Annotated in this window: 19 protein-coding genes; 8 read left to right on the top strand and 11 right to left on the bottom strand. The window is 63.0% G+C overall.

Annotated elements, in window-relative coordinates:
- Window positions 1–21 precede the first annotated feature (21 nt).
- Window positions 22–2514 (top strand): cation-translocating P-type ATPase, encoded by a 2493-nt coding sequence (locus tag MRB47_RS11160; protein ID WP_252100715.1) that lies wholly within the window; start codon window positions 22–24, stop codon window positions 2512–2514.
- 80 nt (window positions 2515–2594) lie between these two features.
- On the opposite strand, the gene MRB47_RS11155 is transcribed toward MRB47_RS11160, so the two are convergent.
- Window positions 2595–3140 carry an HNH endonuclease gene (locus MRB47_RS11155; protein ID WP_252100714.1) on the bottom strand — a complete coding sequence of 182 codons (546 nt, stop codon included), beginning with the start codon at window positions 3138–3140 and terminating at the stop codon, window positions 2595–2597.
- Window positions 3140–4150 carry a site-specific integrase gene (locus MRB47_RS11150; protein ID WP_252100713.1) on the bottom strand — a complete coding sequence of 337 codons (1011 nt, stop codon included), beginning with the start codon at window positions 4148–4150 and terminating at the stop codon, window positions 3140–3142. Before MRB47_RS11150 ends, MRB47_RS11155 begins: the two co-directional genes overlap by 1 nt.
- A 447-nt stretch (window positions 4151–4597) precedes the next feature.
- Between MRB47_RS11150 and MRB47_RS11145 the strand changes: the two genes are divergently transcribed.
- Window positions 4598–5674: a DNA-binding protein gene (locus MRB47_RS11145; RefSeq protein WP_252100712.1), complete on the top strand. Its 1077-nt coding sequence runs from the start codon at window positions 4598–4600 to the stop codon at window positions 5672–5674.
- Here MRB47_RS11145 and MRB47_RS11140 read toward each other — a convergent pair.
- Together MRB47_RS11140 and MRB47_RS11135 are read right to left on the bottom strand one after the other, a co-directional pair.
- Window positions 5644–5838: a hypothetical protein gene (locus MRB47_RS11140; RefSeq protein WP_252100711.1), complete on the bottom strand. Its 195-nt coding sequence runs from the start codon at window positions 5836–5838 to the stop codon at window positions 5644–5646. The two genes, MRB47_RS11145 and MRB47_RS11140, sit on opposite strands and share 31 nt — an antisense overlap.
- A complete protein-coding gene (locus tag MRB47_RS11135; RefSeq protein WP_252100710.1) occupies window positions 5835–6860 on the bottom strand; it encodes a LacI family DNA-binding transcriptional regulator in 1026 nt (341 codons plus the stop codon). Before MRB47_RS11135 ends, MRB47_RS11140 begins: the two co-directional genes overlap by 4 nt.
- A gap of 245 nt (window positions 6861–7105) precedes the next feature.
- Between MRB47_RS11135 and MRB47_RS11130 the strand changes: the two genes are divergently transcribed.
- The 6 genes from MRB47_RS11130 (at window position 7106) to eda (ending at window position 13100) form a co-directional block, all read left to right on the top strand.
- Window positions 7106–7624, top strand: coding sequence for a gluconokinase (locus MRB47_RS11130; protein WP_252102619.1), 519 nt, complete (start codon window positions 7106–7108; stop codon window positions 7622–7624).
- Window positions 7621–8142: a TRAP transporter small permease gene (locus MRB47_RS11125; RefSeq protein ID WP_252100709.1), complete on the top strand. Its 522-nt coding sequence runs from the start codon at window positions 7621–7623 to the stop codon at window positions 8140–8142. The genes MRB47_RS11130 and MRB47_RS11125 overlap by 4 nt, the downstream gene beginning before the upstream one ends.
- Before the next feature lie 8 nt (window positions 8143–8150).
- Window positions 8151–9431, top strand: a complete 1281-nt coding sequence (locus MRB47_RS11120) for a TRAP transporter large permease (RefSeq protein WP_252100708.1) — start codon at window positions 8151–8153, stop codon at window positions 9429–9431.
- Between the two features lie 44 nt (window positions 9432–9475).
- Entirely contained in the window at window positions 9476–10486 is a 1011-nt protein-coding gene (locus MRB47_RS11115; protein WP_047351486.1) for a TRAP transporter substrate-binding protein, read from the top strand.
- Window positions 10487–10644: 158 nt separating this feature from the next.
- Entirely contained in the window at window positions 10645–12462 is a 1818-nt protein-coding gene (gene edd / locus MRB47_RS11110; RefSeq protein WP_252100707.1) for a phosphogluconate dehydratase, read from the top strand.
- Window positions 12453–13100 carry a bifunctional 4-hydroxy-2-oxoglutarate aldolase/2-dehydro-3-deoxy-phosphogluconate aldolase gene (eda, locus tag MRB47_RS11105; protein ID WP_252100706.1) on the top strand — a complete coding sequence of 216 codons (648 nt, stop codon included), beginning with the start codon at window positions 12453–12455 and terminating at the stop codon, window positions 13098–13100. Before edd ends, eda begins: the two co-directional genes overlap by 10 nt.
- A gap of 69 nt (window positions 13101–13169) precedes the next feature.
- Here the strand turns inward: eda and gloA are convergent, their stop codons facing one another.
- The 7 genes from gloA to MRB47_RS11070 form a co-directional block, all read right to left on the bottom strand.
- Window positions 13170–13586 (bottom strand): lactoylglutathione lyase, encoded by a 417-nt coding sequence (gene gloA / locus MRB47_RS11100; RefSeq protein WP_011805290.1) that lies wholly within the window; start codon window positions 13584–13586, stop codon window positions 13170–13172.
- A 62-nt stretch (window positions 13587–13648) separates the two neighbouring features.
- Window positions 13649–14440, bottom strand: a complete 792-nt coding sequence (locus tag MRB47_RS11095) for an SDR family NAD(P)-dependent oxidoreductase (RefSeq protein ID WP_252100705.1) — start codon at window positions 14438–14440, stop codon at window positions 13649–13651.
- 261 nt (window positions 14441–14701) lie between these two features.
- The gene (bioB, locus tag MRB47_RS11090; protein ID WP_252102618.1) at window positions 14702–15754 is read right to left on the bottom strand and encodes a biotin synthase BioB; all 1053 of its coding nucleotides are present in this window, start codon (window positions 15752–15754) and stop codon (window positions 14702–14704) included.
- 365 nt (window positions 15755–16119) lie between these two features.
- Entirely contained in the window at window positions 16120–16581 is a 462-nt protein-coding gene (locus tag MRB47_RS11085) for a VOC family protein (protein ID WP_015913377.1), read from the bottom strand.
- A 59-nt stretch (window positions 16582–16640) separates the two neighbouring features.
- A complete protein-coding gene (locus MRB47_RS11080; RefSeq protein WP_252100704.1) occupies window positions 16641–18689 on the bottom strand; it encodes an acetyl/propionyl/methylcrotonyl-CoA carboxylase subunit alpha in 2049 nt (682 codons plus the stop codon).
- Window positions 18690–18711: 22 nt separating this feature from the next.
- A complete protein-coding gene (locus MRB47_RS11075) occupies window positions 18712–19152 on the bottom strand; it encodes a PH domain-containing protein (protein WP_252100703.1) in 441 nt (146 codons plus the stop codon).
- Window positions 19153–19168: 16 nt separating this feature from the next.
- Window positions 19169–20701, bottom strand: a complete 1533-nt coding sequence (locus tag MRB47_RS11070) for an acyl-CoA carboxylase subunit beta (RefSeq protein ID WP_252100702.1) — start codon at window positions 20699–20701, stop codon at window positions 19169–19171.
- Window positions 20702–20711: the final 10 nt, after the last annotated feature.

The raw sequence follows: 20711 nt of genomic DNA, 5'->3' as shown, positions 1-20711 counted from the left end.
CCTGTCCGACTTGGCGAACAAATGAACGATAGTCTTCCGGAAGGATTGCCCAGTTCGGTTGCCGCCCGGCGTTTGATTGAGGACGGACCGAACGAACTCGGCACCGATCAGCGCCGCACGCTGATCGGTATTGCCGGCGAAGTCGTACGGGAGCCCATGTTCCTGCTCCTGCTTGGCGCGGGAGCCATCTATCTGGTAATGGGCGATACCCACGAGGCGTTGATCCTGCTTGGCTTCGTGGTCATCATCATGGTTGTCACCATCCTGCAGGAGCGCCGCACGGAAACGGCGCTGGAAGCCCTGCGCGACCTTTCCAGCCCACGGGCGCTGGTGATCCGGGATGGCGCCGCTACCCGCATCGCCGGCCGCGAAGTCGTCCGTGACGATATCCTGATTCTGTCCGAAGGCGATCGCATACCGGCGGATGGCGCCGTTCTTCAGGCTCACGAACTGTCCGCCGATGAATCCATGCTCACCGGGGAATCAGAGGCGGTAGCCAAGTTTCCGGATGGCGCGCAGGTCTTTGCCGGAACCTTGGTGGTTCGCGGCCAGGGGCTGGTACGGGTCACCGCGACCGGCTACAGAACCGAACTGGGGCGAATCGGCAAGTCCCTACAGGGCATTAGCGTGGAAAACTCGCCCTTGCGCGACGAGATCGGCTTGCTGACCAAGCGACTCGCGGGCATAGGGATCGTTCTCTGCCTTCTGCTGGCGTCTCTCTATTGGGCCTTGCGCGGCGGCTGGCTCGACGGACTGCTGGCCGGAATCACGCTGGCCATGGGTATCCTGCCCCAGGAGTTTCCGGTCATCATGATCGTGTTCCTGGCCTTGGGTGCGCGCCGTATCGCCCGGCACCGCGTCCTGACGCGGCGCCTGAACGCGATCGAGACGCTGGGCGAGGCGACCGTGTTGTGCGTGGACAAGACCGGGACGCTGACGCAGAACCGGATGAGCATTGCCGCCCTGTGTGTCGGCGAACAGATCCTGGACACCCGCGCGCTGGGCAACGGAGACTTCCCGGAACCATTCCACGAACTGCTCGAATATGCCGTCCTGGCCAGCGAAACCGAGCCGCACGACCCCATGGAGCAGGCGTTCCATCGGTTTGCACGCGACTATCTGGCCGAGACGGAACATTTGCATCCCGATTGGAATTTGGCGCGGGAGTATGAACTCTCCGCCGACTTATTGGCGATGTCGCACCTGTGGCGCAACAACTCCGGTCGCAATGACGTGGTTGCGGCGAAGGGCGCGCCGGAGGCGATTGCCGACTTGTGCCATCTATCGGAAAGCGAACGAACAGACGTGTTGCGGCAAGTGGAATACATGGCCGATTCGGGTATGCGCGTTCTGGCGGTCGCCAAAGCCATGCATAACGCCAGCGTCGAATGGCCGGAAATCCAGCACGACTTCGACTTTGAGTTCGTCGGACTGATTGGTTTCGCCGACCCATTGCGTGCCGAGGTTCCCGAGGCGATCGCGGAGTGCCGCCGCGCCGGAATCCGGGTGGTGATGATCACGGGTGATCATCCGCGCACGGCCCGTGCGATTGCCGCCGAGGCGGGGCTCGACAACACGAATGTGATCACCGGTGCAGAGCTTGAAATCATGGATGCCGCAAGCCTGGCCGAGCGGATTCGTCACGTCTGCGTCTTCGCCCGGGTCACCCCCCATCAGAAGCTGGCGATCGTCGAAGCGCTCAAGGCCCATGGGGAAGTGGTGGCCATGACGGGAGACGGCGTAAACGATGCTCCGGCCCTCAAGGCGGCCCATATCGGCATCGCCATGGGCAAACGTGGCACGGACGTTGCGCGGGAGGCGGCGTCGCTGGTGCTGCTGGAGGACGACTTCGGGGCGATCGTCTCCGCCATTCGACTCGGGCGTCGAATCTTCGCGAATCTTCGTCAGGCATTGATTTATACCTTGGCTGTCCACGTACCAATCATCGGGCTGTCGATTTTGCCTCTGCTGTTTGGGTTGCCACTGGTGCTGGCACCCATTCATATTGCCTTTCTCGAACTGGTGATCGACCCCGCATGTTCCATCGTGTTCGAGGCCGAAGAAGGACGCGAGAATCTGATGAACCAACCGCCGCGTTCGCCACAGGAGCGCCTCGTGGGGACAAAGCACTTGTTGTTGAGCGTGATCCAGGGCCTGCTGACGACGATTGCAGTTACAGGAATCTATACTTGGCAACTTGCTGCCGGAGTGCCATTGAATGAAGCACGGGCTGTTGCGTTTGTCACGCTTGTTGTTGCCAACACGATGCTCATCCTGTCTTGCCGATCACGTACTTCGAGTCTGGCCGGGCTGTTGTCCGGGATTTCTCCTGTCGGAGCCTGGGTGATAGCCGGCACTCTGGTTGGAGTAACAATGATCACGGGAGTCCAGGCAATCGGTGAGTTTTTTGCGTTTGAACCGCCGACGCTTACTTCATGGATTATGCCGATCATTCTCGGAGCAACCCTGCTCAAGCTCTACGAGGTTGCCAAACGTCATATCCCTCCAGGTTAAGGTGCGTCGGCCGGTACTACCGCTTCAAGTTCAGACATCCCGATTTGTTCTTTCTGAGCATGCATCATGCAGTCCGAACATCAATTATCTCTTTTTCGCTCCGGCGGCCCAGACACGATCGGCTTTGGAAACAGTTTGCGCAGGACGCTTTCATCGAACGAGAGTTCATGCCGCGGCAACCTGAGCCGCGGGTGCTTGGCGCCGGGCTGAAATACCTCTGGCGTATGCCGGTGCTTGACCTCGTAGACCTGGCGGGCGCACTCCCGATTGGTGGGATCGAGCTTTTCCAGCCAGTCGATGAATAGTCGCCGGCTCTTGGCGAGGTTACAGTCGCGGCAGACATACACGGTGTTCCGAATGGAATCCTCGCCACCGTGCGAGAGCGGATCCATGTGATCCAGATGTGCGGATTGGAACTCCGTGGTGGGCTCTGACACAAGGAGCGCCAGCATGCCGAGCGGTCCACCACAGTATGGGCAGGTCGATCGCTCGACATAAAGCGTCGCCGGGAATTCGTAGGGAACCGCGTAGTGACGCCACCAGACACCGAATATGACTTCGAGTTTGCGTTCCTTCGCCGCTTCGTCGGCAAGCATCTTGGCCAGGGAATCGCTGACCGCGGCCATCATTTGCTCGGAAAACGAATGAGTTTAAATTGCGGCTTGCCGGCGACCGGTTCCTCTGGGGCTTTCTCTATCGCGTCGGGAAGTCCGCGTTCAAAGCGCTCCCTGAGCCCTTCGGGGCTCACATCGAGATAACGAATGGCCGACTGGAGGTCGCGCCAACCCACGTACTCCATCAGTTCCTTGATATCCCAGCCATTCGCATTCGCCCAACCGGCAAAGCCTCGGCGCAGCGAATGGCTGCTGTACTCCGCGACATCCGCGAGGCCGGTAGCCGCGAAGATGCGCCGCAACAAGGGGATGATGCTAGCTGCCACCAAGCCTTCCGGCGCAATCCGGCCCCAGCGGTCAATCGCCCGGAACACCGGCCCCTCCGTCAGACCGGATGCGGCCAACCAGGATTCATACGCCGACACCGGGCACATGCGGGATAGCGCCGGGCAACGAAACGTCCGTCCTTCTGCATTACGGTCGCCTTTACTCCGCGGAATGAAGCACGTGAGGCCTTCACCCCGGGCGATGTCGACATGCTCGATACGCAGGCGCACCAGTTCGTCAGATCGGAAGCCGCGCCAGAAGCCGAGCAATACGAGTGCGCGATCACGGACGTGGCGCAGTGCCACGGCATGGTCACCTCGCGCTTGCTCGGCCTCGGCAGCCTTTTGAAGCCACGCATCGACCCGCTGCAGGACGTCTAGTTGCAGCGGCTTTGCTCGCTTTTCCTGGGCAGGATGCAGGGTTCGGATCCCCTTCATCACTTGCCGTACCCTCGTCGCCTTGGTCGGGTCTGGAAATCCGTGGGTCGTATGCCAGCGGGACAGGGCGGCTAGACGATGCTGGAGCGTATTCATGGAAAGGGACGCAGCGTAGTCGGCTAAATAGCGGGCAACCATTTCCTGCGTTGCCGGCAGGAAACCCTTCCATTCCACTTCAAAATGGCGCAATGCCGAGGCATAGCTGCGCCGCGTGGTGTCCCGCTCGGCAGCTTTGAGGTAGGTATCAACCTGGCTCATAAATCGGCGATCAGATGACCTCGGAAAGCGGTGACCATTATGTTAACGCCAAGCCGGTCCAGCATCTAGCGCATTGAAGCGGGCTCCGTCATCCAGAGCACCGGATGGATGTTGCAAACAATGTTGCAGCAGTGCAGTGTCGAATGCAACATTCGGCCCCGCCAGCCACGCGTTTACTGGGCACCGACGGCAAGGCGGTGCACTCAACTAACGCCGGAGTTAGCAGCGGCGCGCCTGTTTTTCGCGCATGTAGGCCGTATGGTCAATTTCAAGTGGCTGGAATGGATGAAGTACGCCAAGCACCGACTAATTGACCTGGTTCCGATATGTTACATTCAATAATCAACCATTATCGTGTCTTAGAATCACAGTGTTTTCGAGATTGAAATTTGTCTACCTGGTGTGTAATATCGTATTACGTAATACGGTACGAAATTCGAGGATGCCATGGCCAGAGCAGGAATCTACAAGTCAGAAGTCGTCAGAGCACGAAACAACCTGTTGTCGATGGGGCGCTATCCATCGATCGATGCTATTCGCAGTGAGTTGGGCGATACAGGTTCGAAAGGGACGATCCACCGCTATCTGAAAGAGATCGAGGAAGAGGAAGGTGGGAATACTGGCTCCCAAGTCGCTGTCAGCGAAGCCATCCAGGATCTGGCTGCCAGGCTCGCAGAACGCCTACACGAAGAAGCAGATCAGCGTTTGGCGGCACTGACTGATAAGCACAAGGCAGAAATCTCGGCGCTACACGACACCATCGCCGCATTACGTAATGAAGTGGAATCCTTTCGTAGCCAGTCTGAACGCCAGGCCCTGGAGTTGGGTGCAGAGAAAGCAGCCCACACCGAAATCCTGAGTACGCTTCAGGAAGAGAGAGTCGCCCGGGCGCAAATGACTCAGCGCATCCAGGACATGGAAGGGCAACTGGCAAAGGAAGAAGCGCACCGTGTGTCGCTGGAGGAAAAGCACCAACACGCCCGCGAGGCACTGGAGCATTTCCGGACCGCCGCGAAGGAACAACGAGAGCAGGATCAGCGCCAGTTCGAACAACAGATCCAGTTTTTGCAGGGGGAGTTGCGGAATGCCAAGGAAACGGCAAACGCGAAACAGCAAGAACTCATCCGCAGTCATGAGGACAATGCCCGTCTATCAAGCGAACTCACCCATGCGCACAGTGAACTTCATCGACACGATGGCGAAGTACGATCATTGCGCTCGGTCAAAGAGCAGTTGGCCGTTGCCGAGGTGCAAATCCAACAGCTGTCGGATCAGTTGGCGCAAGCCAAGGGGCGAGTGTCCAATCTGGACAAGGAAAACCAAACGAACCTTTGCAAGCTACGGGAGACTATGGAAACGGGGCAGCGACTGGAAGCCGAACTGATGGCGGCAAAAGCCGTTGCCGCTAGCCACGAGAAAATCTTTGAAAAGCTCGCGACATTACAGTCGCCACAGGCGAAGAGCACCAACGCCAAGAAAAATGACGTTGACAATCAAGATTCGCTTTTTAATTCAGAAGAGTAGGCGATTTTCGGGGAATTTTTCATGATTCCCGGCCAACCCTCATATTCAATAGCTGGTCGCGCTTGTTTGAAGAAGGATTCAGGTACTTTTTTGCCTTGAGTGCTTGATTTGCAAGCGCGAAAAGCTACCAAAGCTGTAGCGCACTGCGCTGCATCCTTGTTCACGTACTCTCGCGCACGATCAGTTCGTAGTCCAACTGCACGCACTGCGGCTGGGCCAGCGTGCCGCGCATCAGGCCCAGCAGCATGTCGGCGCCGGCGCGGCCGACTTCGCTGCGCGGGGTGCGGATGGTGGTCAGCGGCGGCACCATCTGCGCGCTGCCGGCCAAGTCGTTGAATCCCGCGACGGCGATGCGCCCCGGCACGTCGATGCGCATGCGGTTGGCCGCCAGCAGCCCGCCCTGGGCAATGTCGTCGTTGCAAAAGAAAATGGCGTCCACGTCGGGCATGCGTTGCACCAGGTCCTCGAACAGCCGAGCGCCCAGGGCGATGGAAGAGCGCTCGGGGCTTAGCAACTCCAGGCGCGGGTCGTACAGGCCCGCTTCGCGCAGGGTGCGCCGGTACCCTTCGGCGCGCTGCAGCACGCGCGGGTCCAGTTGCGCGGCGCAAAAGGCGATGCGCTTACGCCCGCGTTCCAGCAGGTGGCGCGTGATGGTGGCGCCCGCGTCCTGCTGCGAAAAGCCCACGCAGGCCACACCAGGCGCGGCGCTGGTCTCCATGAGGTGCACGCACGGCACGCCGCTGTGCACGATGAGCTGGCGTGCGGCCTCGCTGCGGTCGAACCCCGTTACCAGCAGGCCGGCGGGGCGGTGGGGCAGGTAGGTGCGCAGCAGCAACTCTTCCTCGGCGCTGTCGTAGTGGGTCACGCCGATGAGCGGCTGAAAGCCCTCGGGGAACAGCGTGCGGTGCACCGCCTCCAGCAAATCCACGAACAGCGCGTTGGACAGCAGCGGCACCAGCACCAGCACTTGCGTGCTGCGCTGCGACGCCAGCGCGCGCGCGGCCGGGTCGGGCACGTAGCCCAGCCGATCGGCCGCCTCGCGTACGCGTTCGGCCAATGCAGGATCCACGGTGCGTTCGCCGCGCAGGGCACGCGACGCGGTGATGGGACTCACGCCAGCGGCGCCTGCCACGTCATTCAGGGTGATGCGGCCGCTGGAGCGGCGCGGTCGTCGGTTGGCGGTCAAGGGTTATTCCTAGGAATTCTGGCCAAAATTGTCCCTTAAGATAGCGCTATCTTTCATGGGGTTTTCGCGGGTTTGTGGGGAGGGAGTAGCTTCTCCCCATGCGATGCAGCGAAATTTCTCCATGAGAAGCCGCGGCGTGAAGCCGTGAACTTCGGGTGAACGGCTTGCGTCCTGGGATGCAGCCGTTTTTTTGAATCTTTAGAGATAGCGCTATCTTGACCTGTGACATCGATGCCATCGTGGTGATGGGCGTTTCCGGCTGCGGCAAGTCCAGCGTGGGCGAGGCCTGCGCAAAAGCGCTGGGCTGGGTGCTGCATGAAGGCGATGCCCACCATGCTCCCGAGAGCATTGCCAAAATGCGCGCCGGCGTGCCCTTGACCGATGCCGACCGCGCGGGCTGGCTGGAGCGGTTGGCCGCATTGCTGGCGGCGCCCTCCGGCTCGGCGGGCGTAGTGCTGACCTGCTCGGCGCTGCGCCGCAAATACCGCGATCGCCTGCGTGAGGGCAACCCGCGCGTGGGATTCGTGTTTCTGGCGCTGGACTATGAGCAGGCATTGCAGCGCGTGCAGACGCGCGCGGGGCATTTCTTTTCGCCCGCTCTGGTGGCCGATCAGTTCGCCACGCTGGAGTCGCCCGAGGGCGAGCCGCGCGTGTTGACGCTGGATGCCACACGCCCCGTGGACGAGCTGGCCCGGTCCGTCGTCCAATGGCTGCGAGGCAACGCAGCTGCTTCCCTTTCGTCGTCTTCCGGAGACAGTGCATGAGCGCTTCTTCCCCTTCCCCGCAGGAACGGCCGCGCAAGCCCCTGGTGCAGCGCCTGGCCGAGCATTTCATGGTGCTCGCACTGGCCGGCATGGTCTTGGCCGTGTTCGTCAACGTGGTATTGCGCTACGTGTTCTCCACGAGCATCGTCTCGTACGAGGAGATCTCGCGCCTGCTGTTTGTGTGGCTGGTGGCGGTGGGCACCATCGTCGCGGCCTTTGAGGGCAAGCACCTGGGTTTCGACATGCTCACTTCGCGCCTGAAGGGCCGCTCGCGCAAGCTGCTGTTCTGGGCCAGCCAGGCTCTGGTGGCGGGCGGCATGCTGCTGCTGCTCAAGGGTTCGTGGGAGCAGGTGATCGCCGGCATGGACAGCTACAGCACCGTGCTGGGTTATCCGCTGGCGCTGGGCGCCGCGGCGACGCTGGTACTGGCCGTGGGCCTGCTGGTGGGCGTGGTGGTGGATCTGCGCCGCGGCGAGCCACTGCCGCATGGCAGCGACGCGGAAACGTCGGTGGAGTAGGGCGCACCATGATCGTTACCGCCATCTTTCTTCTGGTGCTCATCGGCGGCATGGTGATCGGCATGCCCATCGCCCACGCCCTGGTGCTGACGGGTGTGGCCCTGATGTGGCACCTGGACTTCTTCGATTCGCAGCTGCTGGCGCAAAACCTGCAGGCCGGCTTTGACAACTTTCCGCTGCTGGCCGTGCCGTTCTTCATCCTGGCGGGCGAGCTGATGAACGCGGGCGGCCTGTCGCGGCGCATCATCGACCTGGCGCGCGCCTTCGTGGGGTATATCCGTGGCGGGCTGGGCTTCGTGGTGATTGGCGCGGCCGTGCTGTTGGCGTCCATGAGCGGCTCGGCCATTGCCGACACGGCGGCGCTGGCCACCATCCTGCTGCCGATGATGCGCGAGCAGAAATACCCGATGAGCTACAGCGCGGGCCTGCTGGCGTCTGGCGGCATCATCGCGCCGATCATCCCGCCGTCCATGCCGTTCGTGATCTACGGGGTGACGACGAATACCTCGATCAGCAAGCTGTTCCTCTCGGGCGTGGCACCGGGCCTGATGATGGGCATCTTCCTGATTGGCGCCTGGGCCTGGATTGCGCGCCGCCACGACCTGCCCTCGATGGAGCGTGTGGCGTGGGGCCCGCGCATGAAGGCGCTGGCGAAGAGCTTCTGGGCCATGATGATGCCGGTCATCATCCTGGGCGGCCTGCGCGGCGGCATTTTCACCCCCACCGAGGCCGCCGTGGTCGCCGCCGTGTATGCGCTGCTGGTGTCCATGTTCGTGTACCGCGAACTGAACTGGTCGCAGCTGTACGACGTGTTCCTGGCCGCGGGCAAGACCACGGCGGTGGTCATGTTCCTGTGCGGCGCCGCCACCGTCACGGCCTACATGATCACCCTGGCCGACCTGCCCAACATGCTGGCCGACAGCTTCGCCGGCGTGATGGGCAACCCCGTGCTGTTCATGGCGCTGATGATGACCTTCCTGTTGGTGGTGGGCACGGCCATGGACCTCACGCCCACCATCCTGATCTTCGGCCCCGTCTGCGCGCCGCTGGCCGCCAAGGCGGGCATCGACCCCGTGTACTTCGGCTTCATGTTCATCTATGTGGGCTGCATCGGCCTGATCACGCCGCCCGTGGGCACGGTGCAGAACGTGGTGGCGGGCGTGGGCCGGCTGCGCATGGAGACCGTGATCCGCGGCACCACGCCGTTCCTGGCCGTGTATGTGCTGCTGGCGGTCCTGTTCACGCTGTTCCCGGCCCTCATCACCGCGCCGCTGCGCTGGATGCACTGAGCTTTTCATCCCTTTTCACCCTGACTGTCCAAAGGAGACTTCCCATGCGTATCCGCTTTGCTCTTGCCGGCCTCGTGGCCGCACTCGTTGCCACCGGCGCTGCACAGGCGCAGGACTTCAAGCCGCGCATCGTGCGTTTCGGCTATGGCCTGGTGGACAACTCCAACCAGGGCCGCGCGGCCCGCATGTTTGCGCAAGAGGTGGAAAAGGCCACCGGTGGCAAGATGAAGGTGCGTGCCATTGGTAACGCCTCGCTGGGCTCCGACACGCAGATGCAGCAGGCGCTGATCGGCGGCGCGCAGGAGATGATGGTGGGCTCCACCGCCACGCTGGTGGGCCTGGTGCCGGAGATGGCCGTGTGGGACACGCCGTTCCTCTTCAGCAACGCCAAGGAAGCCGATGTGGTGCTGGACGGCCCCGTGGGCGACAAGATCAAGGCCAAGCTGGAAGCCAAGGGCATGGTGGGCCTGGTGTACTGGGAGAACGGTTTCCGTAACCTCACCAACAGCAAGCGCCCCGTCGCCAAGCTGGAAGACCTGAACGATATCAAGCTGCGCGTGATGCAGAACAACGTGTTCCTCGACAGCTTCAAGGCCCTGGGCGCCAACGCCGTGCCGCTGCCGTTCTCCGAGCTGTTCACCGCGTTGGAAACGCGCGCCGTGGACGGCCAGGAGAACCCCTACAACACCATCGTCTCCAGCAAGTTCTACGAGGTGCAGAAGTACCTCACGGTGACCAACCACGTGTACAGCCCCTGGATCGTCACGGTGAGCAAGAAATGGTGGGACGGCCTGTCCGCCGCCGAGAAGAAGGTGCTGCAGGACGCCGCTATCAAGAGCCGTGATTTCGAGCGCAAGGACACGCGTGAAGAGGCCGCCAAGGCCCTGGCCGACCTGAAGGGCAAGGGCATGCAGGTCAACGAGCTGTCGGCCGCCGAGGCCAACCGCATGCGCGAAAAGCTGGTCAGCGTGAACGCGGGCATCGCCAAGTCGGTGGGCCAGCAGACCTGGGACGAGGTGAACGCCGCCGTCCAGCAGGCGCGCAACGCCAAGTAAGCGCAGGGTGGGGCAGGCGGCGGCGCCTGCCCTCGGTTCCCTGCCATGTGCCCTCGGCCTACACCTGTGTCGCCCACTGGCGCGTAGGATTCCGGGGGCAATGCTTGCCCGCAGTCGTTTTCTGCAACCTTCCCACAGTCGCCCTCGCGCCACCCAGCATGCCCCTGCACGACACCGTCCACACCGTCACCGAGCGCATCCGCCAGCGCAGCGCCCCTACGCGCGGCGCCTATCTGCAGCAGCTTGAGTTCCAGGCGCGCCGCGACCGCGGTGCAGACCGCCTGGGTTGCGCCAATGTGGCCCACGCCTTCGCCGGCATGCCTGGCAACGACAAGCTGCGTGTGGTGGTCCAGAAGGCACCCAACATCGGCATTGTCACGGCGTACAACGACATGCTGTCGGCCCATGCGCCGCTGCAGCATTACCCGGACCTGATCAAGGACGAGGTGCGCAAGCGCGGGGCCACGGCCCAGGTGGCCGGCGGCGTACCCGCCATGTGCGATGGCGTGACGCAGGGCACACCCGGCATAGAGTTGAGCCTGTTCAGCCGCGACGTGATCGCCATGGCCACGGCCGTGGCGCTGAGCCACGACGTGTTCGATGGCGCGCTCATGCTCGGTGTGTGTGACAAGATCGTGCCTGGTCTGCTGGTGGGTGCGCTGCAGTTCGGCCATCTGCCCACGGTGTTCGTGCCGGCGGGGCCGATGACTTCGGGCCTGTCCAACAGCGCCAAGGCCAAGGTGCGAGAGCAGGCCGCGCAAGGTCTGGTGGGCCGCGGTGAACTGCTGGAGGCCGAGATGGCCGCTTACCACTCGCCGGGCACCTGCACCTTCTACGGCACGGCCAACAGCAACCAGATGATGCTGGAGGCCATGGGCCTGCATGTGCCGGGCACGGCCTTCGTGAACCCGGGCCAGGCGCTGCGCCAGGAACTCACGCGCGAGGCCGCACGCACGGTGCTGGGCGACAAGGGGGCGTCATGCCCACCTATCGGGCGCGTGGTAGACGAGCGCGCTATCGTCAACGCCATGGTGACGCTGCTGGCCACGGGAGGATCCACCAACCACCTGATCCACTGGGTGGCAGTGGCGCGCGCGGCGGGCCTCGTGATCGACTGGGACGACTTTTCCGCCCTGTCCGCCGTCGTGCCGTTGCTGGCGCGCGTGTACCCCAACGGCAGCGCGGACGTGAACCAGTTCCAGGCCGCCGGCGGCCCCGGCTATGTGATCCGCGAGCTGCTCGATGCCGGGCTGATGCATGAGGACGTGCTCACCGTTCGCCCTGGAGGTATCCGCGAATACACGCGCGAGCCGCAGGGAACCGCCGATCAGCGACTGCACTGGGCCGACATCGGCGCCTCGCGTGATGACAGCGTGCTGCGCCCTGCGGCCGACCCTTTCAGCGCCACGGGCGGCCTCAAGCTGCTGTCGGGCAACCTGGGGCGCAGCGTGATCAAGGTCTCCGCCGTGCCGCCCGACCGGCATGTGGTGCAGGCGCCTGCACGCGTGTTTGCCTCGCAGGGCGAACTGCAGCAGGCCTTCCAGGCCGGCGAACTGGACCGGGACGTGGTCTGCGTGGTGCGCTGGCAGGGTCCCCAGGCCAATGGCATGCCAGAACTGCACAAGCTCACCCCGCCGCTGGCCGTGCTGCAGGGCAAGGGCTACAAGGTGGCGCTGGTCACCGACGGCCGCATGAGCGGCGCCTCGGGCAAGGTGCCTGCGGCCATCCACGCATCGCCCGAGGCGCATGCCGGCGGCCCGCTGGCGCTGGTGCGCGACGGTGACGTCATCCGGCTGGATGCCGTGGCGGGCACGCTCGATGTGCTGGTCGATGCGGCCGAATGGCAGGCGCGCACGCCTGCCGCCGTGCCGCCCGGCTTGCTGCAGGACAACGCACGCGGTTGGGGGCGCGAACTGTTCGCCGGCATGCGGCGCAATGCGCTCAGCGCGGAAGAGGGGGCCTGTACATGGCTGTGACGCAACCCACCCTCACGGCGCTCGATGTGATGCGCGATGCGCCCGTGATCCCGGTCATCGTTCTGCACGACGTGCGGCATGCCGTGCCGATGGCGCGCGCGCTGGTCGCCGGTGGTATCCGCATGCTGGAGGTGACGTTGCGCACGCCGCAAGCCCTCGAATGCATGCGGGCCATCGCCGCGGAAGTGCCCGATGCCGTGGTCGGCGCAGGCACCGTACGCACCAGCGCTGATGCGGTTGCTGCCGCGCGCGCCGGGGCGCGGTTTGCGGTCAGTCCGGGTTTTACGCCCGCCGTAGGCCGCGCCTGCCGCGATGCGGGCTTGCCGCTGCTGCCGGGCGTGGCCACAGGCAGCGAGATCATGACGGCGCAGGAAGAGGGCTTCTCTGCGCTCAAGTTCTTCCCTGCGGTGCAGGCGGGCGGTACGGCTATGCTGAAAGCGTGGCAGGGGCCGTTTGGCGACGTGGCGTTCTGTCCTACGGGCGGAATCCAGCCCGGCAATGCGGCGGAGTTTCTGACGCTCAAGAACGTGGCCTGCGTGGGCGGGTCGTGGCTGGTGCCCGCGGATGCGCTGGAGCAGGGCGACTGGTCCCGCATCACCCGTCTAGCGCGCGAAGCCAGCGCGTTGCAGCGGGTTTGATGAATACAAGTAAAAATGGGCTGTAGCGCTTTGTGGATAAGCGCTAGCAGCTATTAAAGGAAGAGCAAACTAGCGCAGACCGGTGCCTGCGCCGGCATCGCTCTTGCGCTCGATCAATTCAATCTTGTAACCGTCAGGGTCGGTCACAAAGGCGATCACCGTGGTGCCGCCCTTGACCGGCCCGGCCTCGCGCGTCACGGTGCCGCCGGCGGCCTTGATCTTCTCGCAGGCGGCGTAGGCGTCGGGCACGCCCAGGGCAATGTGGCCGTAGGCTGTGCCCATCTCATAGCTTTCCACCCCCCAGTTGTACGTCAGCTCGATCTCGGCCTGGCCGGGGTTGCCGCCCTCGAAGCCCAGGAAGGCCAGAGAGTATTTGTATTCAGGGTTTTCGGAGGTGCGCAGCAACTGCATGCCCAGCACCTGGGTGTAGAAATCGATGGAGCGCTGGAGATTGCCAACGCGCAGCATGGTGTGCAGAAGTCTCATGGCATGGATTGTGCCGTCAACCCAAAGACCCAGCGGCCTGTTGCGCTGAGTGATGGGCTGGGCTAGACCGGCACGGTGTAGTTGAGCGTCATGCGGCCGCCGTCCACGGTGACGATCTCGCCGGTCACATAACTGGCGGCGTCGCTGGCGAGCCATGCCACCACATCAGCGACCTCCGAGGGCTCACCCAGGCGCTTCATCGGCGTGCGGCTCAGGATCTTGAGCCGGGCCTCGTCGCTCGTCAGCACGGCCTTCGCGGCGAGTTCCGTAGCAATGGTGCCGGGCGCCACCGCGTTCACGCGGATGCCACGGTCCGCCAGCGCCAGCGCCATCACGCGGGTGAGCTGATTGATGCCACCCTTGCTCACGTTGTAGCTGGCGATGTTCGGAATGGCCAAAACGCCGTTGACGGAACTCATGTTCACGATGCTGCCGCCGCCCGAGCGCACCATTTCGCGTGCCACGGCCTGGCCCATGAGAAAGGCACCCTTGAGGTTCACGCGCAGTACCGCGTCGAAGTCTTCCTCGGTCACCTCCAGAAAGTCCGCAGCGCGGAAGATGCCCGCGTTGTTGACCAATACGTCGATGCGCCCGTGCAGCGCCATGGTTTGACCTACCATGGCATCCACTTCGGACTTGTTGCCTACATCGCAATGAATGTAGGCGGCTTGCGGCACCGCATCGGCAAGAGCACGTCCGCGGGCATCATCCATGTCTGCGATAACCACCTTGGCACCGTCGCGCGCCAGCCTGCGCACGCAGGCCTCGCCAATACCCTGGGCGCCGCCCGTGACAATACACACGCGACCGTGATGGCCGAAGGAGATAGGTGACGTGGAGAGTGTTTGGGACATGCCAGCCATCGTAGTCAATTGAAAAGGGCCGGTCACTGAATGTTTACGCGGAGGGTGGGATCGTTCCCTGAGCTGGGCGCGGATGTCAGGGTTGTGGCGACGGATACTCAGCTGCTAGTTTGATAGATACGATGTATATTATGTTAAATAATTGAACTGACTAGTCTTGCCGCTTACTCGATGGCGTACCGAAAACCGTACCCAGCTGTTGGCACCCTGATTCTTCAGCGCGCATCCTCTGTACAAAACAGCGCATGCAGATTAAACACCGCAAGCAGTTTCTGTGGTGGTTTGGTTGGGCGTACCCTTCAACCCCAGTTTGGCCAGCAGTTGGGTGTCGGCCTCTACGTCCGGGTTGCCCGTCACAAGCAGCTTGTCGCCATAGAAGATGGAATTGGCACCCGCCAAAAAGCACAAAGCCTGCACCGCGTCGCCAAGCTGCTGGCGGCCGGCGGACAGGCGTACGCGAGCCTTGGGCATGGTGATGCGGGCCACCGCGATCACGCGCACGAAGTCCAGCGGGTCCACCGGCTCGCTGTCGGCCAACGGTGTTCCGGGAACGCGCACCAGGCTGTTGATGGGCACCGACTCCGGATACGGGTTTAGGTTGGCCAACTGCGCGATGAGACCCGCCCGGTGCACCGGCGCTTCGCCCATGCCAACGATGCCGCCGCAGCACACGTTGATGCCTGCGTCGCGCACATGGCGCAGCGTATCCAGCCGGTCCTGATACTGGCGCGTGCTGACCACGTCGCTGTAGTACTCGGGGGCCGTGTCCAGGTTGTGGTTGTAGTAGTCCAGTCCAGCATCCTTCAGCGCCTGGGCCTGGTGCGACTGCAACATGCCCAGCGTGGCGCAGGTCTGCAGGCCTAGGTCTTTCACGGCGGTGATCAGCTCGCTCATCTTTTCGATGTCGCGGTCCTTCGGAGCTCGCCAGGCGGCGCCCATGCAAAAGCGCGTCGCGCCGGCGTCCTTGGCGGCTTGCGCCGCCTGGGTTACCTCCTGCACGCTCATGAGTTTTTCGGCCTTCACGCCGGTATCGAACTCCGCCGACTGGGGGCAGTAGCCGCAGTTTTCCGGACAGCCGCCTGTTTTCACGGACAGCAGCGTGGCCAATTCGATGTCGCCCTGGGGCCAATGTGCGCGGTGCGTGGCCTGCGCGCGCCAGAGCAGTTCCATGAATGGAAGATCGAGGAGCTCCTGTACCGCTTGAATGCTCCAGCCCTCCCCTCGCTGCGTCGCAACACTCTCGGCAACGCGAGGATGAAACTGCAGTGTCTGGGTTGTATGCGGGGCTGTCATGGCTGAGGTCATCAAATTTCTCCGGTTCTGCGGTCGCCACTGCTGGGCGCTGCTCCTGATTGTGTAAAGGCTTGAGTGGTCTGTGAAGCCTTCGCGTTCAAAAAGCAGGATGAAAAAAGATGTGCCTAAAAGAGGCGTATTTGCGTTATTTTTAATGTATCTTGAAAGCATATAAGTGAAAAAGGGGGAATGAAGATGGAGGAAGCAAGTCGTGTTGTTCATCTGCCATCAAGTCTCCTGTAACTCCCCTTAATTGCCAGAAACATCCTGCTGTTTTTGCTGAAGATGCGGCATGACCATAAAAAAAGCCCTGGTCGCATGGACCAGGGCTCTCTTGTTTTTCAGCAGTCAGGGGGTTGCGTCGAAGTTTGTCCTTTTCAACCCAACGCCGCGATCACCTCGGGCGGCGCCTGCACCAGTTCGATCAGGACACCCTCCCCGGCGATCGGGAACTCGTCATTGCTCTTGGGATGCAGGAAGGTGATGTCGTAGCCCGCCGCGCCTTTGCGGATGCCCCCGGGCGCAAAGCGCACACCCTGTGCGGTCAGCCATTCCACAGCCTTGGGCAGGTCATCGATCCACAGACCGATGTGGTTCAGCGGCGTGGCGTGCACGGCAGGCTTTTTCTCGATGTCCAGGGGCTGCATGATGTCCACCTCCACCTTGAAGGCGCCCTGCCCCATGGCAAGGATGTCCTCGTCCACGTTTTCTCGCTCGCTCTGGAAGGTACCCGTCTGCGTGAGGCCGAGCATGTCCACCCACAAGGTCTTCATGCGCTGCTTGTCGGTGCCGCCGATGGCCACCTGCTGAATGCCCAGCACTTTGAAGGGGCGTGTCATCCATTTACTCCTTTATTGATAGCTGCTAGCGATTGCAGGGCAAGCGTTAGATGCTGTTTTCATTGAAATTCCAGGATGACCTGATCCACCGCCAGCGATTCGCCCTTGCCCGCGACGATCTTGCCCACCACGCCGTCCTGCGCCGCGAAGAGGATGTTCTCCATCTTCATGGCCTCGATCACGGCCAGCTTCTCGCCGGCCTGCACCTTCTGGCCCGGCTGCACCGCGACGTCCACCAACAGGCCCGGCATGGGCGACAGCAGGAACGTGGACAGGTCCGGTGGTGCCTTGAAGGGCATGAGCTGGTGCAACCTTGCGCCCAGCGGCGACAGCACCAGCGCGTCGATCTGCGTACCGTTGTGGCTGATGCGCAGCGCCAGCGGGTTCTTGGCCGTACCGCGCTCCACCTGCGCCGTGAAGCCCTTACCGTTGCACTGGCCCTGTACGCGGATGTCGCCCAGGCCGGCCGTACTGCTGATGCGGTAGGTGGTGCTGCCGATGGTCACGGCGCTGGAGCGGCTCTCTGGCTCATAGTCGGTGACCGTCACTTCATGGTGGATGTTGTTGCCCTGTGCGCCCAGCACCACCACGGTGAACTGCGCGCCCACCTGCACCTCATGACCCGTGAGCTGGCCGCTGATGCCCGATGCACGCGCGCGGTAGCGGCGGTTCATGTACGCCGCCAGCGCCACCAGGAACAGGGGGTCGTCGTGCGGCACGTCTTCGGCGGCGAAGCCCTTGCCGTAGTGCTCGGCAATGAAGCCGGTGTTGAATTGGCCGGCCACGAATTTCGGGTGCGCCAGCAGCGCCGCCTGGAAAGGGATGTTGCTGCTGATGCCGCGGATCACGAAGCCGTTGAGCGCGGCGCGCATCTTCTCGATGGCGTCGTTGCGGTCCTGGCCGTGCACGATGAGCTTGGCGATCATCGAGTCGTAGTACATCGGGATTTCACCGCCTTCGAACACACCCGTGTCCACGCGCACGCCATACTTCTTGGTCGTGTCGCCCTGGAACATGGACTCTTCCGGCGCCTGGAAACGCACGAGGCGTCCGGTGGAGGGCAGAAAGTTGCGGAACGGGTCCTCGGCGTTGATACGGCACTCAATGGCCCAGCCGTCGCGCTTCACATCTTCCTGGCGGATGGCGAGCTTTTCGCCGGCGGCCACGCGGATCATGAGTTCCACCAGATCCAGGCCGGTGATGCACTCGGTCACCGGGTGCTCCACCTGCAGGCGGGTGTTCATCTCCAGGAAGTAGAAGTCCTGGTCCTTGCCGACCACGAACTCCACCGTGCCGGCGCTTTGGTAGCCCACGGCCTTGGCCAGGGCCACGGCCTGCTCGCCCATGGCCTTGCGGGTGGCGTCGCTGATGAAGGGGGATGGCGCCTCCTCGATCACCTTTTGGTGGCGACGCTGGATGGAGCACTCGCGTTCGTTCAGGTAGATCACGTTGCCGTGGGCGTCGCCCAGCACCTGGATCTCGATGTGGCGCGGCTCCTGCACGAACTTCTCGATGAAGATGCGGTCGTCGCCAAAACTGTTGCGCGCCTCGTTCTGGCAACTGGCAAAGCCTTCAAAGGCTTCCTTGTCATTGAACGCCACGCGCAGGCCCTTGCCGCCGCCACCGGCCGAGGCCTTGATCATCACCGGGTAGCCGATGCCCTTGGCGATCTCCACCGCGGCCTCGGGCCCGGCGATGGGGTCGTTGTATCCGGGGATGGTGTTCACGCCCGCCTGGTTGGCCAGCTTCTTGGACGCGATCTTGTCGCCCATGGCGGCGATCGCCGCATGCTTGGGGCCAATGAAGACGATGCCCTCCTCCTCCGCCCGCTTGGCGAAGGCTTCGTTCTCGGACAGGAAGCCGTAGCCTGGGTGCACGGCCTGCGCGCCGGTCTGCTTGCAGGCGGCAATGATCTTGTCGGCCAGCAGATACGACTCGCGGCTGGGCGCAGCGCCGATGTGCACGGCCTCGTCGGCCAGCTTGACATGGCGCGCGTCCTTGTCGGCGTCGGAGTAGACGGCCACGGTGGCAATGCCCATCTTCTTGGCCGTGGCTATCACGCGGCAGGCGATTTCGCCTCGGTTGGCAATCAGAATTTTGGTGAACATGACGAGTTCCTCAGGAGGGAATTCAAAAACCGGTAACTAAAACGTGGGGGCACTGCTGACGCAGCTGCTCCACAAACCGCTGCTTCTCGCGCGGCGATAGCAAAATGCTGCGCCCTCTTCCATAGCGGATGCGCAGGCGGTCCAGCGAAAGCGCGGGCGAAGACACCCAGCTGCGCGAGGGCGACACCTCGGTCACCTCGGCCAGTGCGATGCGCCAGCAAAATGGGCCGCACTGCACGCGCAGCGTGTCCGCCGTGAACGTGTAGTGGGTATCGAGCAGCAGCCAGATCGGCAGAATCAGCGTGGACGCGAGCACGATCCCGAGCACGGCCACCTCGGCCGTAGCGCCCGAGCGCAGGGCCGGCGGCAGCGCTATGCCGACCGCGGCAAGGCCGGTCACGGGACCGATGGCCAGGATCCAGGCATCGACCCGGGAGAAAAATACGGGGCGGGTGTGCGTCATTGCCGGCCTGGCCTGCTTACAGCGGAATGTTCCCGTGCTTGCGCCACGGGTTATCGAGCTGCTTGTTCTTGAGCATGGCCAGGCTGCGGCAGATGCGCTTGCGTGTCTCATGCGGCAGGATCACGTCGTCGATGAAGCCGCGTGCGCCGGCGACGAACGGGTTGGCAAAGCGCGCCTTGTACTCAGCCTCGCGGGCGGCCAGCTTGGCGGGGTCGTTCTTGTCCTCGCGGAAGATGATCTCCACCGCGCCCTTGGCGCCCATCACGGCGATTTCGGCGTTGGGCCAGGCAAAGTTCACGTCGCCGCGCAGGTGCTTGGAGGCCATCACGTCGTACGCGCCGCCGTAGGCCTTGCGGGTGATGACGGTGATCTTGGGCACGGTGCACTCGGCATAGGCGTACAGCAGCTTGGCGCCGTGCTTGATGATGCCGCCGTATTCTTGAGAAGTGCCGGGCATGAAGCCGGGCACATCGACAAAGGTGACCACGGGGATGTTGAACGCATCGCAGAAGCGCACAAAGCGCGCGGCCTTGATGGAGCTCTTGATGTCCAGGCAGCCCGCCAGCACCAGCGGCTGGTTTGCCACGATGCCCACCACCTGGCCCTCCATGCGGGCGAAGCCGATGAGGATGTTCTTGGCGTATTCGGGCTGCAGCTCGAAGAAGTCGCCGTCGTCCACGGTTTTGACGATCAGCTCCTTCATGTCGTACGGTTTGTTCGGGTTGTCGGGCACCAGCGTGTCCAGACTCATGTCCATGCGGTCGGCCGGGTCGTTGCTGGGGCGCACGGGCGGCTTTTCGCGGTTGTTCAGCGGCAGGTAGTTGTACAGGCGGCGCAGCATGAGCAGCGCCTCCACGTCGTTCTCAAAGGCCATGTCGGCCACGCCGCTCTTGGTCGTGTGGGTGATGGCGCCGCCCAGCTCCTCGGCCGTCACTTCCTCGTGCGTCACGGTCTTGACCACCTCGGGGCCGGTCACGAACATGTAGCTGCTGTCCTTGACCATGAAGATGAAGTCCGTCATGGCGGGCGAATAGACCGCGCCACCCGCGCAGGGGCCCATGATCATGCTGATCTGCGGAATCACGCCGCTGGCCATCACGTTCTTCTGGAACACGTCTGCATAACCACCGAGCGAAGCCACGCCTTCCTGGATGCGCGCGCCGCCCGAGTCGTTGAGGCCGATCACGGGGGCGCCCACCTTCATCGCCTGGTCCATGATCTTGCAGATCTTCTCGGCGTGCGCTTCGGACAGCGCACCGCCGAACACGGTGAAGTCCTGGCTGAACACGAACACCAGGCGGCCGTTGATCATGCCGTAGCCCGTCACCACGCCGTCGCCAGGAATCTTGTTGCCTTCCATGCCGAAGTCGGTGCAGCGGTGCTCGACGAACATGTCCCATTCCTCGAACGTGCCGTCGTCCAGCAGCAGCTCAATGCGCTCGCGCGCGGTGAGCTTGCCTTTCTTGTGCTGGGCGTCGATGCGCTTCTGGCCACCGCCCAGGCGGGCGAGTTCGCGCTTTTTCTCCAGTTGATCCAGGATGTCTTGCATGGTCGCTCTT

It is taken from the genome of Diaphorobacter sp. LI3 (assembly GCF_022807955.1).
In the GTDB taxonomy this organism is placed as follows: domain Bacteria; phylum Pseudomonadota; class Gammaproteobacteria; order Burkholderiales; family Burkholderiaceae_C; genus Diaphorobacter; species Diaphorobacter nitroreducens.
Note: the sequence above shows the minus strand (reverse complement) of the source record. Positions and strands in the feature narration are given on the sequence as shown.